Genomic DNA, 14195 nt, shown 5'->3' on the forward strand with positions numbered 1-14195 from the left:
GAACAGGCACACTGTTGACCGATTATGAGTACCTCTTGACAAAATTCAGTCAGTCTACTCTTGGTGTAACAATTCTAAACCTTACACACCAATGCCACTGTCCTCATCATCTCCGCCTTCCCCCTCGTCTTCGCCATCATCGGCCTCGTTGCCATCATCGTCAGCAGCGTCTTCGTTATCGGTATACACATCCACGTCCACAGAAATCGCTTCCATCAGCGTCTTAATGTTTTCCCGCTCTTGACGCCCCAGCTCACGCGGATACACACCGATAGACACCACCAGATCATCAGCCGTCTTGACAGCCTCTGTAACATGCAGATTTACTTCGACCTCTTGGCCGTCGAACTCGGCATCAGCAACAAACACTGACTCAGTCACCGATGAATCCATAATAGAGACCTCTTCATCTGTTTCATGTTGCGCATTCGAGAGACCGTCATAATTACTCGCAACCAGTTCCACCAGTTCTTTCGTGGACTTGTCCTCGACTGGGTTCACTTGCTGACCAACAACGGAGATCTGCGGCGTGGACAACACAATAAATACTGCAGCACGTTGGTCACCTAACGGCCCCATATCGACCGTTTTCTCGTGCTCGACCAGGTAGTTCGTGACGATGACATCTTCCGAGTACCCCATCGCGCCGACTGATTCTTCGATAACTAGTTCTTCCGGCTCGCTTTGTTCGTATCCAGTCTCTCTTCGTGCTTCTTTCTCGACCCCGACGGCGGTTGCCGTGTGTTCATCAACACCGGCCACCCCGAGACAACCTGCTAGCCCAATCGCTCCGGCTGTTCCCAACCCGGCTATGAGTTCACGGCGGTTCATTCATTTTTTCTTGTCTATTCAGAAAGCATGAATTTGTCGGATAGTACTGAACTGGTGACATATCTCGCGGAGGATGCCTATCACCAGGACATCCCGAACCGCCCCGAGGAGAGAGACGATGGATACGAGGTGGTGTCGAAACCGGCGGTATGATGACCGCGTAAAGTGGACTCGTTCGTACTACGTCGGTACGGCGGGAAGCGACTCGAAGGGCGCTGTCGGACAGTACATTGCTGAACAGGAAGGTGGCGACGCATGAAGCGCGTCAACGCCTTCGAGGTCGTGCCACAGACCGAGAACGACAAAGAGTGCCTTCTACGGCTACTCGACGCCTCCGCCACCCTGTGGAACGAGTTGACCTACGAACGTCGCCAGACCTACTTCGGTGACGGCGACGTGTGGGACACCTCCGAATACCGAGGACGCTACCGTTCCAGACGGATTCGACGGCTGTACCGACAGCGGACGAAACGCCGTGCCCACGCACAGAACGCGCTGGTGCGCAACCTCGTTGAACGACTGTACGACGAGGGCGTAGCGACGGTGTACGTGGGCGACTTGACCGACGTGCTGGAAACGCACTGGTCGGTCAGTGAGAACGAGAAAACGCACAACTTCTGGGCGTTAAAGGAGTTCATCAACCGTCTCGCGTGCGTCTGTGAGGAATACGGCATCAGCCTCGAAGCGGAGTCGGATGCGTGGACGAGTCAGACGCGCCCCGGGTGTGGCGACCACGAGGGAACGGTTCGCCATGAAGATACGCTGACGTGTCCGTGTGGTTTCGAGGGGCACGCCGACCTCACGGCGTCAGAGACGTTCCTTCGAGAAAACAGCGGTTGCGAAATCAGGCCGATGGCACGGCCCGTGCGATTCGAGTGGGACGACCACGACTGGTCGGGGATATCACACCCTCGTGAAAGTCCCAAAGAAGTGCACACGAACCCGCAAGTTGCCTCCATGGGTCGGTATCCGAACCCCCAACGGAGGAATCCTCGCGCTTTAGCACGGGGAGGATGTCAAACGTCTGGCGGGGTTCGTCCTTCGACCATCTTGCGGTTTTCAGTGACATCGGATCGGAGGTCAAGCCCGTAAACGACTATCAGCCCAAGTGCGAGTATCCACATGACGCCCGCCAAAATCCAGCTCAGCGCCGTGACGTTTTCGAACGGGAGTAACGTCCCCGCACTCCCCGAGCTAGCGTTGTAGCTGGCGTGGAGGATCATCGCCAGCAGAACGCTACCCTTGGTGCCACGGTACAGCCACGTGAACAGGATCGACAGTGCAAGGAGGCCGATCAGGTACGCCAGGAAATCACCACCAAATTGACTGGACCCCTCCACCATGAACAGCGGGAGGTGCCAGACCGCCCACACTGCACCGATAACGAGACTGGCAGACACTGCGTTGACGTGGTCGAGCAGGCGTGGCAGCGCGAACCCGCGCCAGCCAAGTTCCTCCTGCCCGCCCCCCACGAGGAATATGGGCACCATGCTCACTATGTGAATCAACGGCAGCGCGTAGATCGGTATCTGTTGGAACACGTCCGACTCTCCGATTGGATTTCCGAGTGTTGCGTAGACCCCGGCCGAGGCTGCAACAACGACCACTGGAATGCCGACCGCAGCGAGATACCACCGCACGCCGACGCGCCAGCGAAGAACCTGTCCGGCCCATGCACGAAGCGAATCGCCAGCGAGCCAGGTGATGATCGCAGCGGCGGCTAACGGTCCGAAGCCACCGACGACAACGACGATTCCAGTCACGAATGCGTCGTAATTGACGATACCAACGGCTCCAGGCACCCAGAAGGCCCACGAGAGGGCCAGTGTCAGCACGAAGAAGGCTCCTACTTCGCGGCCAGCGACGAACGCGCCGACCGGCCCGAGTCGAGGTGGTTGAGATGTGTCTATTTGACTAGTCACGTTAGCTACACCATCGGAGTTGAAGTATATAGTACTAGAGGCAGAAGCGGGTCAACACTATCGATCTACGAACTATTCAGTCCAGTAACGGACAACGACTGGGAAAAAGCACGTGGAGTGACGCGAAAGTACTACGATCTCACTCGGGCGATCTGCACACCTACTGGTCAGATGATTCGCAGCATCATTGTCGAAATGAATGGGCCGGGGCCGCGTCTAGACAAGGCCCATCTTCTGTATTCAGCGGGTGGATGGGAGATATGAATCCCTTCGGAAGGACCTGCAGAGTTATACATGCGCCATAACGCTACCAGCTGAATCACGGAGTAGACCGTGAAATACGATGTGTCTGTATGGTGTACGGAACACTGCTCAATACGAACTGTCCCCTCATGGTCTGCCTTTCTTTCCAGCCTCGATGGCGAGCAGCGGCCACCTGAGACGTCCACCCAACACCGCTTCTGACACCGCCCGGTAGTGTTTCTCGCCCCCTGAGGGGTGCGGGGGTGCTCGTGCGCATCCTCGCGTGTGATGAACGAGATAGAACGATTTCATGAGTCGAACAGTGAGGCGACCATCACCGGACCGCATCCGGAGTACGACTGCCACGGCCGGTCGACCGGTGTAGTGTATTATCGGTGTGCAGGATGTGACATCGAAGCGTGTCGGCGCGCAGACGTTCGCGAGCACTGCCAGTGTGGTGATCTACGGTGAGCGTCGACAGTTCGGGTCCGCCATTGGCGATGACCTCCCGGCGAGACGTCCGGGCGTTGAGCGAACTCCTCGCCGTGTACGAGTTCGCGTCAGGAATGTACTGGGTCTACAGTGAGGACGGAACGGAGTACACTGTCGAAGCTGAGACGGGATCGTGTACCTGTCCGGACGCCCGATTCAACGACCCTGCCGGCGGATGCAAACACGCTCGCCGAGTCGCCCTGTGGCGCGGTGATGAACGGATCCCCGAGTGGGTGAATCTAGAGGCGGTCGACTCACTACTCGTCGAGCATCTCGGACTCGAGGAGAACGGCGGACAGCGTAGCGTCGACTCAAAGGCTGTGCGGGTGAGTGCCGATGACCGAGTCGGACGGATTGACGCCCGCTCAGCGGCTCGGAACGTCGGATCCTGGAATGCTCAGGGCAGGCATTGTGACGGTTTACGAACTCGAGACGCTGTACGCCTGTGTCGCCTACGAGAACCAGCATGAACAGCGTGTGCCGGTGCTGCGACGACTCGCAAGGCGAGCAAGTGAAGTTCGTGAGGGCAAGGAGAAGTGACCGGTCGTCGTGGTGTGTATCGACGCCTCAGTGGGTGAGGCGTTACGAGATGATCGACTCACCACTGACATCGAGTTTCAGACTGCCTTCGGTGAGTCTGGGGAGTTAGAGATCACCGAGACGAGCGTCGAGCCCGCGCTCGAGGACTTCGGCGTCGAGGTCGACCCTCGCGAACGTGAGCGACGATTAGCCCAACCAGTCGCTAGCGGGTTCGGTATTGACGACCGACCCGAAGTGGCTAGCCAAACCAAGAGCGAACAGTCCCGGTTGGTCACCGAAGAAAACGAGAACCAACGAACGTTGAGCGGCGAACCGGCACGTGACCCGTGTCTCTATGAAGAGTGAGTGACGTCTGAGCCCCCTAATAACGTTGAAACGATATCTTCCCCTCCAAGCAGCTCTAAGAACTCGGCGAACGTCACTCGTCATGGCGTTTCACTACTGTCTGAGATACAGCCGCAATCTGGATGGTATCCGTTAGAACTTTTTACTCACTTAACGTAGAGGCACTATGGGTCATCTGGACGATATCACGCTTCGTGAGCTCCACGATGCACTGGAACGGGTCGAGGGCAAGAAGCCGACACAGCGGGTACTGGCGGCAATCGCCTACAAGCGTGGAATTTCGCAGACGGAACTCGCTGAATGGCACAACGTCCAGCGCAAGACTATTTACAGTTGGCTCTGCCGGCTGGATCCCGATTCGATCGCACAGTCCGCGACCGACGCTTACCGGCCCGGAAGGCCACGAAAGCTCTCCCCCGATCAGCAACGTCGGTTGAAGCGGACCCTACGCGTTCCTCCCACAGACGTCGGACTCGACGCGCAGACGTGGACACCGACGCTCGTCCAGACACATCTCCAGGCGGAGTTCGGAGTCGAGTATTCCCTACCCAGCTGTCGCCGACTTATGCGAGAAGCGGGGCTCTCCTACCAGGAACTCCATCGGTCAGTCACCGGAGGTACGGACGAAAGTCGAGACGGCGTACCCTCGAAGACGAGCAGGATATGGCGGTAGACAACGATATATCGGAAGTTATATAGTTCGTCCGAATATCGTTCGTAGATTCACAACTCGTCGACGCTTCGCTATCCAAACCGTGGTCTGCTCAAATTATTTCTGGAACTGAATACTGGCCGAACAACGAGACGCTATATTGTGTATTTACTTTTAATGCTTATGTGAACACCTGCACAAGATCGCCTGTTCGATTTCCAACTCATCGTCGTTCGAATGCCTCGTGTGCACCTCGTTTGCCCCATGACCGTCCTCCGGCGAACTCGCGAAGAACAGTCTAACTAGTCCAAGAAACGATAATCCGTTCGTCAGAGCCACCACACAAGCTAATACTCGTGAGAGTGACGGTGACGATATGCGGACGCTCGCAAGGACGGAGAGAGTGGTGACTCGTCCGTTCCCCGGTCACTGGAGGACGACGCGACGCGAAGGCAACCGGGGTGAGCGTTCGTGTCAGTGTTGAACCGACTGTTCGGGAGCGACTCGTCTATCGTTCACGACCGAGCGTTTCAGGTCCTTCTCTTCGTGAACCTCAGTCCACCGCTTGGGGCTGCACTTGTGTCACCACTACTGGATACCCTGACGGGGAAGTACGGCGTCACGGAGGCGCAGATCGGTCTCGTGATGACAGCGTTTACAGCCCCGAGTATCGTCCTCATTCCAGTCATCGGAGTACTCGCCGACCGTTACGGTCGGAAAAGCGTCATGCTCTGTGGTCTCCTGTTGTTCGGAATTGGTGGGACCGCGCTCGCGTTCACGACGGATTTCCGTACTGTCCTGTTCCTTCGGTTCGTCCAAGGGATTGGGTTCGGTGGGCTGACACCGATTATTGTCGCCAGTATCGGTGACTTCTACGAAGGAGAGGCAGAGGCGACAGCACAGGGAATCCGGTTCGCGAGTTCTGGCCTCACGCTACTCCTGTTCCCGTTCCTTGGTGGGGTGCTCGTGGCGCTCGCCTGGAACGCCCCGTTCGTCGTCTATGCGTTGCCGTTCCCCGCAGCAGTGCTTCTGTACCACTACTTCGAGGAGCCACTGGACGTACGCACGGAACGGCGGGCTATGACTGGAATCGACGACCTACTGGCGTTCATTCGGCATCGTCGTGCCGCCGCGCTATTGCTCGGTCGCAGTATCCCGAACTTCGTCTACCTCTCGTTTCTCACGTACAATTCGTTTATCGTCGTCCGGGGTGGAGGCGGCACTCCTGAACAGGCGGGGCTTCTCGTTGCAGTGACGAGCATCGCGCACGCACTTACGGCGACTCAAGCTGGGCGAGTAACGGCACACTTCGCCTCGCGTTTCTACCCCCTAACGGGCGCATCGATCGCGCTGGGTGGCGGCCTTGCCCTATTGGGAGCCGCACCGAACTTCGCCACCGTTGTCTTCGCAGGGGTCGCGGTAGGTGCAGGGTTCGGCCTTTCACTCTCGCTCTATCGAAGTATCTTGACGGGCATCGCCCCTCCGGAAATCCGCGGGGGAATCGTGAGCACCGGGTCGTCGCTTGGGCGAGTCACCTCGACGCTTGCTCCGCTCGCGCTTGGAACGGTCGTTGGACTCTGGCGACCGGTCCTCGGCTTTACCCCCGCCGTCCGAGGAGCTGTCATCGTCGCCGGCGTTGCCAGTGCTCTCTGTGGGGTCATCTCGCTCGTCGTCGCGTATCGAGCGCCCCCACTTGCGACGGAACGAACCGAACCTGTCTCCGGTGATGACTGACTGTCGGCTATCGGTACCCACAGAATCAACCCTCGTGACTCACCCTCCCAGCCCCGCTAGTTCCTCGGGAGTGAGAACCGATCCGAGGACAGCATCAGTGTGTTCCCCGAGGCTGGGCGGCGTCCGGTTGAGGTCGGTCCGGAGCGACGAGAACAGGAGGGGGACGGTGACCAGTGTCAGTTCAGTATCGCCCACCGTCTCCGTCGTCGTGTATGGTGCCGATAAGAGGTGCTCGTCTTCGAACACCTCGGTGGTATCCCGGACGGGGGCGCCAGGGACGCCGTGTTGCCGGAACCGCGCGAACCACTCGTCGGCAGAGTTGCGCGCGAACAGCGGTTCGAGGATCTCTTGGAGTGTCTCCCGGTTCGCCACTCGGTCGGTGTTCGACGCGAATCGCGGGTCGTCCCTGAGGTCCGGACGGTCAATGGCGTCGCAGAACGACTGCCACGACCCTTCACTCCCGATAGCGACGGCGAACCACCCATCGGCCGTCTGGAACGTCCGGTAGGGGGCGAGCGTCGGATGAACAGTCCCCGTTCTGGGATAGGGGGAATCCGTCGCGAAAGTGTAGCCCGCCCGCTCGGTCAGCCACGACGCGAGCCCCCCGTACATCGGCGCCTCTACGTACTGCCCCCCAACCTCGTCTCTGGCCGAGAGGGCGGCGAGCACGCCGATGACAGCGTACATCCCCGCGCAGATGTCCCCGATAGGAAGTCCCGGGCGGAGCGGCGGGCCGTCCGCAGTGCCAGTGACGCTCATGCTCCCGCTCAACGCCTGGACCACCATGTCGAACGCCGGCAGGTCTCGGTACGTCCCACTCGCGAACCCGGAGATGGAACAGTACACCAGGTCCGGATTTGCCGCCGAGAGCGCGTCGTAGCCCAACCCCCAGCGTTCCATCGTGTTCGGGCGGTAGTTCTCGATGATGACGTCGGCGGTGGATGCGAGGCGTTCGAACGCCGCCGTTCCCGGCGGCGTCGAGAGATCGAGGGTGACGCTCTTCTTCCCGCCGTTCAGTGACGCGAAGTACGCGGTCGTGTCGGTCCCTTCGAGCGTCGGCTGGACGGCGCGCGTTAGGTCGCCACGACCGGGGTGTTCTATCTTGATGATCTCCGCGCCGAGGTCTCCCAGGATGAGGGTCGCGAAGGGGCCCGAGAGCATCTGCGTGCAGTCGATGATACGCGTGCCGGCTAGCGGCGTCGGGCGCTCGGTGGTCAGCATCGGTCGGAGTACGGTAGAGTCACTGTTAACTTTTGGCACGTATGGTACCGACGCGACGAACGCCGTCTCAGCACTTATGTTGCCTGGTACGGTCGTTGTTCACATGGCACTCAGAACGAGCGACGAGTTCGTCGACGGACTGTCGGACGGTCGGGAGGTCTACTACGGCGGAGCGCGAGTCGAGGACGTCACGACGCATCCAGTCCTCTCGACTTCGGTCGAACACGCCGCCTCGGAGTTCGACGCGCAGTTCGACGCCCCTGACGTGTTCGTCACCGAACGTGATGGAGAGCGCTTCTCCCGGTACTTCGAACCGGTCGAGGACCAAGGCACACTCGAGCGACGGCGGCGTCTCGTCCGTGAGAGCACCTGCCAGTCCGACGGGGTGTTCAACTGCATCCGAGCTATCGGTAGCGACGGGTTGCACGCGCTTGCGGCCGTTCTCCCGGCCGTAGACGAGCGACAGGGGACTGCGTACACTACGCGTCTACGCTCGCAACTCGAGCGGGTTCGTCGGGCGGACCTGGGAGTGGCCGTTGCGATGACCGACGCGAAGGGTGATCGGAGCAAACGGCCGTCGGAGCAGACGGTTGCCGACACGTATGTCAGGGTTGTCGAACGCCGTCCGGACGGTATCGTGATTCGGGGTGCGAAAGTCCACACGTCTCACGGGCCGGTGAGCGACGAACTACTCGTCCTCCCCGGACGGGGACTCGCAGCGGACGAAGAGGACTTCGCCGTCGCCTGTCTCGTTCCTTGCGAAGCGTCGGGACTTCGGTTCGTCTGTCGCCGGAGTTGGGGGGACGTCGACGCACGGGACGCACCGGTGAGCAGTCGTCGGGACGAGATCGAATCGGTGACGCTCTTCGACGATGTCTTCGTCCCCGCAGAGCGGGTCTTCCTCGATGGGTACCCGAACGCCGCGGGAGAGGTGGTTGAGGCGTTCGCGACCTACCACCGGTTCACCGCGCTCTGCTACCGCCCGGAGTTCGTCGACCTCCTCCTTGGCGTCGTAGAGTTACTCGCCGAGTCGAACGGTCTCTCGGACGCACGGGGCGTCCGCCGGGCGCGGACGGACCTCATCGAGTACATCGAGACGGTGCGAGGACTAGCGGTTGCGGCGGCCGCAACACCGGCGATTCGTAATGGTCGGTACCTTCCGAACCCGACCTACTGCAACGTCGGGAAGCACCGATTTGCGAGCGAGTACCACGACGTCTGCCGGACGGTCCAGGATATTGCGGGAGGCCTCGCGGTCACCGTCCCGCCCGTGGCAGCGTTCGACGACGATACTGTTGGCGAGACGCTCACGGACGTCCTTGGTGGCTCTGACGGGTGGGACGGTCGGAGACGTCGGGCACTGTTCGCGCTCGTGAGCGACCTCACCGTCAGCCGGTTCGCCGGTTGGCAAGAGGTCCTCAGCCTCCACGGGGAAGGGTCGCTCGCTGCCCAGCGACGGTCGATGCACGCTGCCTACGACCGCGCCGCGGCCACCGACCGGGCCAGGGTACTCCTCGACCGCGCCGTCGGGACGGAGAACAACACGCCAGGTGGGGGGTCGGAGGCCCCGTCACGCAACAACCGTTAACACGTAGTGCGCCGACTCTCGGCCGACATGGCACGGATCACGCTCCCTACTCGAGAGGACCTCCCCGAAGAGTACCGCTATCTACTCGGCGAGGACGCACTCGGCGACCTCGACTTGCTGCGAGCGATGGGCACCAACCCGCGGATACTCCAGACGTACATGCGCCACGGCACCGCGCTGTGGCGCGAGGCAGGGCTCTCCGTCCGGCAGGTCGAACTGGCCATCCTGACGATCGCCCGGACGCTCGAATCGACCTACGAGTGGTTCCAGCACGTCGACATCGCCCGCGACGTGGATCTCACTGACGAGGAGATACGCGCCGTCGGTGGCCGCGACGATGGGCCGTTCGACGACAACGAGCGCACGCTTCTTCGCTACGCCCGAGTGGCGGCGAACGACGATGTCTCGACCGACGTTCACGGTTCACTCGTTGCCGCCTTCAACGAGGTCACGGTCGCCGGAACCGCGGCGCTCGTCGCGCACTACGTCGCGACCGGTCGATTCGTCTCCGTCCTCGCCGTCTAACCGGAGGTGACGCCCTATCGGTGGGACCTCTCACAGAAGGATTGCCGAGGAGTGACCGACACCCCGTACGCGCCCCCTTCTTCAGTACCGCCATTCGGGGTCGCGCCCTGCGAGGAACGCGTCGATACCCTCGTCCTTCTCGCCGGAAGCGAACAGCGTCGTGAAGAGCTCCCGTTCGTACTCAAGTCCGGTGTCGAGGGGTGTCTGGTAACTCGCTCGAATCGCCCGTTTGGCCGTCCGCAACGCGAGCGCACTCTTCGTCGAGAGCGCCGTCGCGATGTCAGTAACCCGCTCGTCGAGCGCGTCGTCGTCGTCGCACATCTCGTCGACCAGACCGATATCCACCGCCTCGGGGGCATCAATGTGTTCGCCGGTCAGTATCAGCCGCGACGCTCGACCCGCGCCGACGAGGCGCGGGAGTCGCTGCGTCCCGCCACCACCCGGGAAAATCCCGAGGTTGATTTCGGGGAGACCGAGCGTTGCCTCGCGGTGGGCGATGCGGATGTCGCTGGCCATCGCGAGTTCGCAACCGCCGCCGAGCGCGTACCCCGTGATGCGTGCGACGACCGGTACGGGGAGTTCCGCGATTCGCCGGTAGATGGGCACGTCTTCTAGAGCAGCACGCTGTTCGAGCGCGTCTCTATCGCGCATATCACGGACATCTCCGCCCGCGGCGAATGCGCCGGCCGCCGCCGAACCGGTGAGTACCACACCCTTGAGCCCGTCAGCGGTTGCCAGCGCGTCGCAGACGTCACAGAGTTCCTGCCGAAGCGCCACGTTGAGGGCGTTGCGCCGGTCAGGACGATCGAGTTCGACCGTGACGACATCCGGTGCGTACTCGTCGGAGGTGACGGCGAGGAGGCTCGTCGCGTCGTCGACCGCAGCCATTCTATCTCGGTCGTCCATCGGTCGTGTCCGGGCGCAGGCGGTCGGGTTCAGTACTCACGGTCGAAGTCGGGCGCTCGCTTCTCATTGAATGCCGCGACAGCCTCGTGATGTTCGGCGTCGTTCACGCAGAGCCACTGGTACTCGATGGCCCGCTCGGAGTAGTCCTCGTAGCTCTGTTCGGAGTCGATGAGCGCTTTCGTGTGCTGGACGGCTGTCGCAGGCAAGTCACGGACCTCCTCTGCGAACCCGTGGGCCGCCCCGAGCGGGTCGTCTGTCACCTCAACGGCCAGGCCCAAGTCGACGGCGTCTTCCGGGGTGATGTCCTTCCCCGTGAGGAGGTACTCACGAGCCTTCGCCTCGCCGATGAGCCGGGGGAGCAACCACCCCCCGCCGTCGCCGGGGATGAGGCCGATTCTGACGAAGCCCTCGCGGAGAAGGGCGTCCGGGGAGAGATAGCGGACATCGGTCGCGAGCGCGAAGTCGCAGCCCGCGCCCACTGCGGGACCGTCGACGGCCGCCGCGGTCGGCTTCGCGGTCGTGCGGAGCTGTCGGACGACGTTCTGGACGCTCCAGAGGTAACCGGCGTAGTCTTCCTTCGTCATCTGTGTCCAGTCGGGCATGCTCCGCACGTCGGCGCCGGAGCAGAACCCGTCGCCCGCTCCCGTTAGAACGATGGCGTACACGGCGTCGTCTTCCCGCGCGTCGCGAATCGCTTCATTGAGATGGAATATCGTGTCTCTCGTGAACGCGTTGTGGACGTCCGGGCGATTCATCGTGATGGTCGCGATGCCGCCGTCGACTTCGTACAGGACATCGTCCGTCATCGCTCGCTCCTCGCGTCGGCCGCAGTCATCGCTTCAGTAATGATCGTCATGCTCTCACGTCACAAGGTGATGCGGTGGCGCCCTACTTCAATCCATCGGGCTTTTTGCTGTCGGATAGATCGAGGTCGCGGTTCCGGTGAGTACCACTCCCTCGCCGTCCGAGCGGACCGAGAACTCTATGTCGACGGTCGTTCTGTCATCGCTCCGATCCACTGCTGCGACCGACCCGTCGACGGTCAAGCTGTCGCCCGGCCACACCTGGGCGGCGAACCGCGTCGAGAACGAGGTGAGCACTCCGACCCCGACCCAGTCGACGACGAAGCGTGAGGCGACACCCGCGGTGAACATCCCCTGGGCGAAGACGCTCGGGTAGCCCGCCTCGCGGGCGAACGGTTCGTCGTAGTGTACGGGGTTGAAGTCGCCGCTCGCCCCCGCGTAGCGAACGAAGTCTTCGCGAGACAGGTCTTCGACTTCGACGGTCGGGCCCCCATCGCCGACCGCCACGGTCGCCGGGTCGAGCGTCGACCCGCCGGTGATCTCAGTCATCCCGGCCCACCGCACTCTGGTCGTTCGTGTCTCGGTCGTCCGTTATCGCTCCCTCTGTTTCGATGCGCGTGTTCTCGACCCGAGCGACGCGCGTCCCGTCGGCGGCGGTGAACGTTGTCTCGAATACAGCGAACGTCATCGTTCCCCCGCGGCTCCCCATCCGCTGGTAGACGTCCGCGAGCGTCGTCTTCCCGGACAGCGTGTCGCCGACGAACACCGGCTGGTCGTACTCGTAGCGCTGCTGTCCGTGAATCGTGTGACGCGGGTCGAGGCCGAGGTCGAACCCGAAGTCGATGCCGACGCCCTCTGGTCGGTAGCGCTGGAAGTACCAAGTCCGGAGAAACGTCGGGGGGGCAGGAACGTGGTCGAGCCCCGCATCGCGGGCGGTGTCGGGGTCGCGGTAGAGTGGGTTCGGATCGTGAATCGCCGCCGCGAACTCCTGAACCTTCCCCGGTTCCACCGTCAGGTCCTCGACGGTCGTCTTCGTCTCGCCGATACGCGCTTTCAGGTCAGCTAGTGGATACGACGGCATGGGTCGACGCGCTACCGATGGAGAGGAGCGATAAATAGCTATGCCCCCGGTTCAGAACCCTTCCGTCCCCTCCAGTCGGTGTTCTTCGACGACCTCGTCGTCGAGTTCGATGCCGAGCCCCGGTCCTTCCGGAACCTCGATGTAGCCGCCCCGAATGAGTGGGTCCTCCTCCGTCACCAGGTCGTCCCACCAGTCGACTTCGAGGGCGTGGAATTCGAGCACGTCGAAGTTCGGGATGGCTGCGCCGAGGTGGACACAGGCCATCGTTCCGACCGGGCTACAGACGTTGTGGGGGGAGACGGGAATGTAGTTCTCCTCTGCGCGATCTGCGATACGAACCGTCTCGCCCAGACCGCCAACCGTCGTCGGATCCGGCGTCGCTACGTCGATGCCATGCTCGTAGAGCAACTCCGAGAGTTCGTGGACGCGAAAGCGGTTCTCGCCCGTCGCGACGGGGGTGCGCGTCGCCTGCGTCACCTCCTTTTGAGCGTCCATGTTCTCCGGTGGAATGAGGTCCTCGAGCCACATCAGCTTGAACTCCTCCAGTTCGTACGCCAAGCGCTTCGCGCTCTCGACGGTGTAGTCCCAGTGGCAGTCGAAGGCGAGGTCCACCTCGGGACCGAGTTCGTCACGAACGGCGGCAACGATCTCGCGCTTGCGTTCTATCGCAGCATTGCTCAGCCGACCGTTGAACGGGTCAGGATCGTTGTCCATCGCGAAATCCAGGTCGAACTTCAGTGCCGTGTACCCGAGGTCTCGTACCCGCGCTGCTTCCGCGGCGTACGCTTCGGGACTGTACGCCGCGGAGTCGGCGTAACTCGTGTAACCGTCCTCGACGGCGTACGCCTCACCGGCGTGACAGTCACAGTACATCCGTACCCGGTCGCGGTACTTCCCGCCGAGCAGTTGGTACACTGGCAAATCGAGGATTTTCCCCGCAGCGTCCCAGAGCGCTATCTCGATACCCGAGGCTGCTGTGACGACCTTACCGGTCGTCCCGCCGTGCCCGGACATCTCCTGGAGGATGCGCCGAAAGAGCCGCTGGACATCGAGGGGGTTCTCGCCGACGAGGAAGCGGTTCGTGTACTCGATAATCTCGGGGGTCCCCCCGCCGCGGTAGGACTCGCCGATACCGGTCACGCCGGCATCGGTCTCGACTTCGATGAGGTTCCATTCGAAATTCCCCTCGACCACGCAACACCGGATGTTCGTGATCGCTACGTCTCGGTCTGCCGTTCGGTTCGCCGTCTGGTTGGAGAAGTCTTTCATTGGTAATCGTCTTCGTCGTCGGTCGATCGCACGATACGTCGGT

Annotated in this window: 14 protein-coding genes and 3 pseudogenes; 9 read left to right on the forward strand and 8 right to left on the reverse strand. The window is 61.6% G+C overall.

Annotation, left to right across the window (positions count from 1 at the left end):
• Nucleotides 1-81: 81 nt before the first annotated feature.
• Nucleotides 82-831: a DUF6517 family protein gene (locus P1Y20_RS15255; RefSeq protein ID WP_304449566.1), complete on the reverse strand. Its 750-nt coding sequence runs from the start codon at nt 829-831 to the stop codon at nt 82-84.
• A 139-nt stretch (nt 832-970) separates the two neighbouring features.
• Between P1Y20_RS15255 and P1Y20_RS15260 the strand changes: the two are divergent.
• Both P1Y20_RS15260 and P1Y20_RS15265 read left to right on the forward strand, forming a co-directional pair.
• Nucleotides 971-1090: pseudogene (locus P1Y20_RS15260) on the forward strand (transposase); the annotation flags it as partial.
• Nucleotides 1087-1797 (forward strand): annotated as a pseudogene (locus tag P1Y20_RS15265) (transposase); the annotation flags it as partial. The pseudogenes P1Y20_RS15260 and P1Y20_RS15265, both read left to right, overlap by 4 nt.
• Nucleotides 1798-1847: 50 nt before the next feature.
• Here P1Y20_RS15265 and P1Y20_RS15270 read toward each other — a convergent pair.
• Nucleotides 1848-2753 (reverse strand): CPBP family intramembrane glutamic endopeptidase, encoded by a 906-nt coding sequence (locus P1Y20_RS15270; protein WP_304449567.1) that lies wholly within the window; start codon nt 2751-2753, stop codon nt 1848-1850.
• 531 nt (nt 2754-3284) lie between these two features.
• Here P1Y20_RS15270 and P1Y20_RS18905 point away from each other — a divergent pair.
• The 5 genes and pseudogenes from P1Y20_RS18905 (at nt 3285) to P1Y20_RS15290 (ending at nt 6759) form a co-directional block, all read left to right on the forward strand.
• Complete coding sequence (locus P1Y20_RS18905; RefSeq protein WP_465261620.1) at nt 3285-3467, forward strand: DUF8118 domain-containing protein; 183 nt, start codon at nt 3285-3287, stop codon at nt 3465-3467.
• Nucleotides 3468-3824: 357 nt separating this feature from the next.
• The gene (locus P1Y20_RS15275) at nt 3825-4028 is read left to right on the forward strand and encodes a DUF8129 domain-containing protein (RefSeq protein WP_304449568.1); all 204 of its coding nucleotides are present in this window, start codon (nt 3825-3827) and stop codon (nt 4026-4028) included.
• A 9-nt stretch (nt 4029-4037) separates the two neighbouring features.
• On the forward strand, nt 4038-4373 hold the full coding sequence (locus P1Y20_RS15280) for a hypothetical protein (protein ID WP_304449569.1): 336 nt from the start codon (nt 4038-4040) through the stop codon (nt 4371-4373).
• A gap of 166 nt (nt 4374-4539) precedes the next feature.
• Nucleotides 4540-4968, forward strand: a pseudogene (locus P1Y20_RS15285) (helix-turn-helix domain-containing protein); the annotation flags it as partial.
• A gap of 528 nt (nt 4969-5496) precedes the next feature.
• Nucleotides 5497-6759 (forward strand): MFS transporter, encoded by a 1263-nt coding sequence (locus tag P1Y20_RS15290; RefSeq protein ID WP_304449570.1) that lies wholly within the window; start codon nt 5497-5499, stop codon nt 6757-6759.
• 39 nt (nt 6760-6798) lie between these two features.
• Here P1Y20_RS15290 and P1Y20_RS15295 read toward each other — a convergent pair whose 3' ends face one another.
• Nucleotides 6799-7920, reverse strand: a complete 1122-nt coding sequence (locus P1Y20_RS15295; RefSeq protein WP_304449571.1) for a CaiB/BaiF CoA transferase family protein — start codon at nt 7918-7920, stop codon at nt 6799-6801.
• On the opposite strand from P1Y20_RS15295, the gene P1Y20_RS15300 reads away from it, so the two are divergent.
• Together P1Y20_RS15300 and P1Y20_RS15305 are read left to right on the forward strand one after the other, a co-directional pair.
• Nucleotides 7865-9568 (forward strand): 4-hydroxyphenylacetate 3-hydroxylase N-terminal domain-containing protein, encoded by a 1704-nt coding sequence (locus tag P1Y20_RS15300; protein WP_304449572.1) that lies wholly within the window; start codon nt 7865-7867, stop codon nt 9566-9568. The genes P1Y20_RS15295 and P1Y20_RS15300 overlap by 56 nt on opposite strands.
• A gap of 27 nt (nt 9569-9595) precedes the next feature.
• Nucleotides 9596-10093 (forward strand): carboxymuconolactone decarboxylase family protein, encoded by a 498-nt coding sequence (locus P1Y20_RS15305; RefSeq protein WP_304449573.1) that lies wholly within the window; start codon nt 9596-9598, stop codon nt 10091-10093.
• 81 nt (nt 10094-10174) lie between these two features.
• Here P1Y20_RS15305 and P1Y20_RS15310 read toward each other — a convergent pair whose 3' ends face one another.
• The 5 genes from P1Y20_RS15310 to P1Y20_RS15330 all read right to left on the reverse strand — a co-directional run bounded on the left by P1Y20_RS15310 (nt 10175) and on the right by P1Y20_RS15330 (nt 14152).
• Entirely contained in the window at nt 10175-10999 is an 825-nt protein-coding gene (locus P1Y20_RS15310; protein ID WP_304449574.1) for an enoyl-CoA hydratase/isomerase family protein, read from the reverse strand.
• Nucleotides 11000-11028: 29 nt separating this feature from the next.
• The gene (locus tag P1Y20_RS15315; RefSeq protein ID WP_304449575.1) at nt 11029-11805 is read right to left on the reverse strand and encodes an enoyl-CoA hydratase/isomerase family protein; all 777 of its coding nucleotides are present in this window, start codon (nt 11803-11805) and stop codon (nt 11029-11031) included.
• Nucleotides 11806-11892: 87 nt separating this feature from the next.
• Complete coding sequence (locus P1Y20_RS15320) at nt 11893-12366, reverse strand: MaoC/PaaZ C-terminal domain-containing protein (protein ID WP_304449576.1); 474 nt, start codon at nt 12364-12366, stop codon at nt 11893-11895.
• Nucleotides 12344-12883, reverse strand: coding sequence for an FAS1-like dehydratase domain-containing protein (locus P1Y20_RS15325; protein WP_304449577.1), 540 nt, complete (start codon nt 12881-12883; stop codon nt 12344-12346). Before P1Y20_RS15325 ends, P1Y20_RS15320 begins: the two co-directional genes overlap by 23 nt.
• A 51-nt stretch (nt 12884-12934) precedes the next feature.
• Complete coding sequence (locus P1Y20_RS15330) at nt 12935-14152, reverse strand: mandelate racemase/muconate lactonizing enzyme family protein (protein ID WP_368662182.1); 1218 nt, start codon at nt 14150-14152, stop codon at nt 12935-12937.
• Nucleotides 14153-14195: the final 43 nt, after the last annotated feature.

The organism is Halomarina ordinaria, from assembly GCF_030553305.1.
Lineage (GTDB): Archaea > Halobacteriota > Halobacteria > Halobacteriales > Haloarculaceae > Halomarina > Halomarina ordinaria.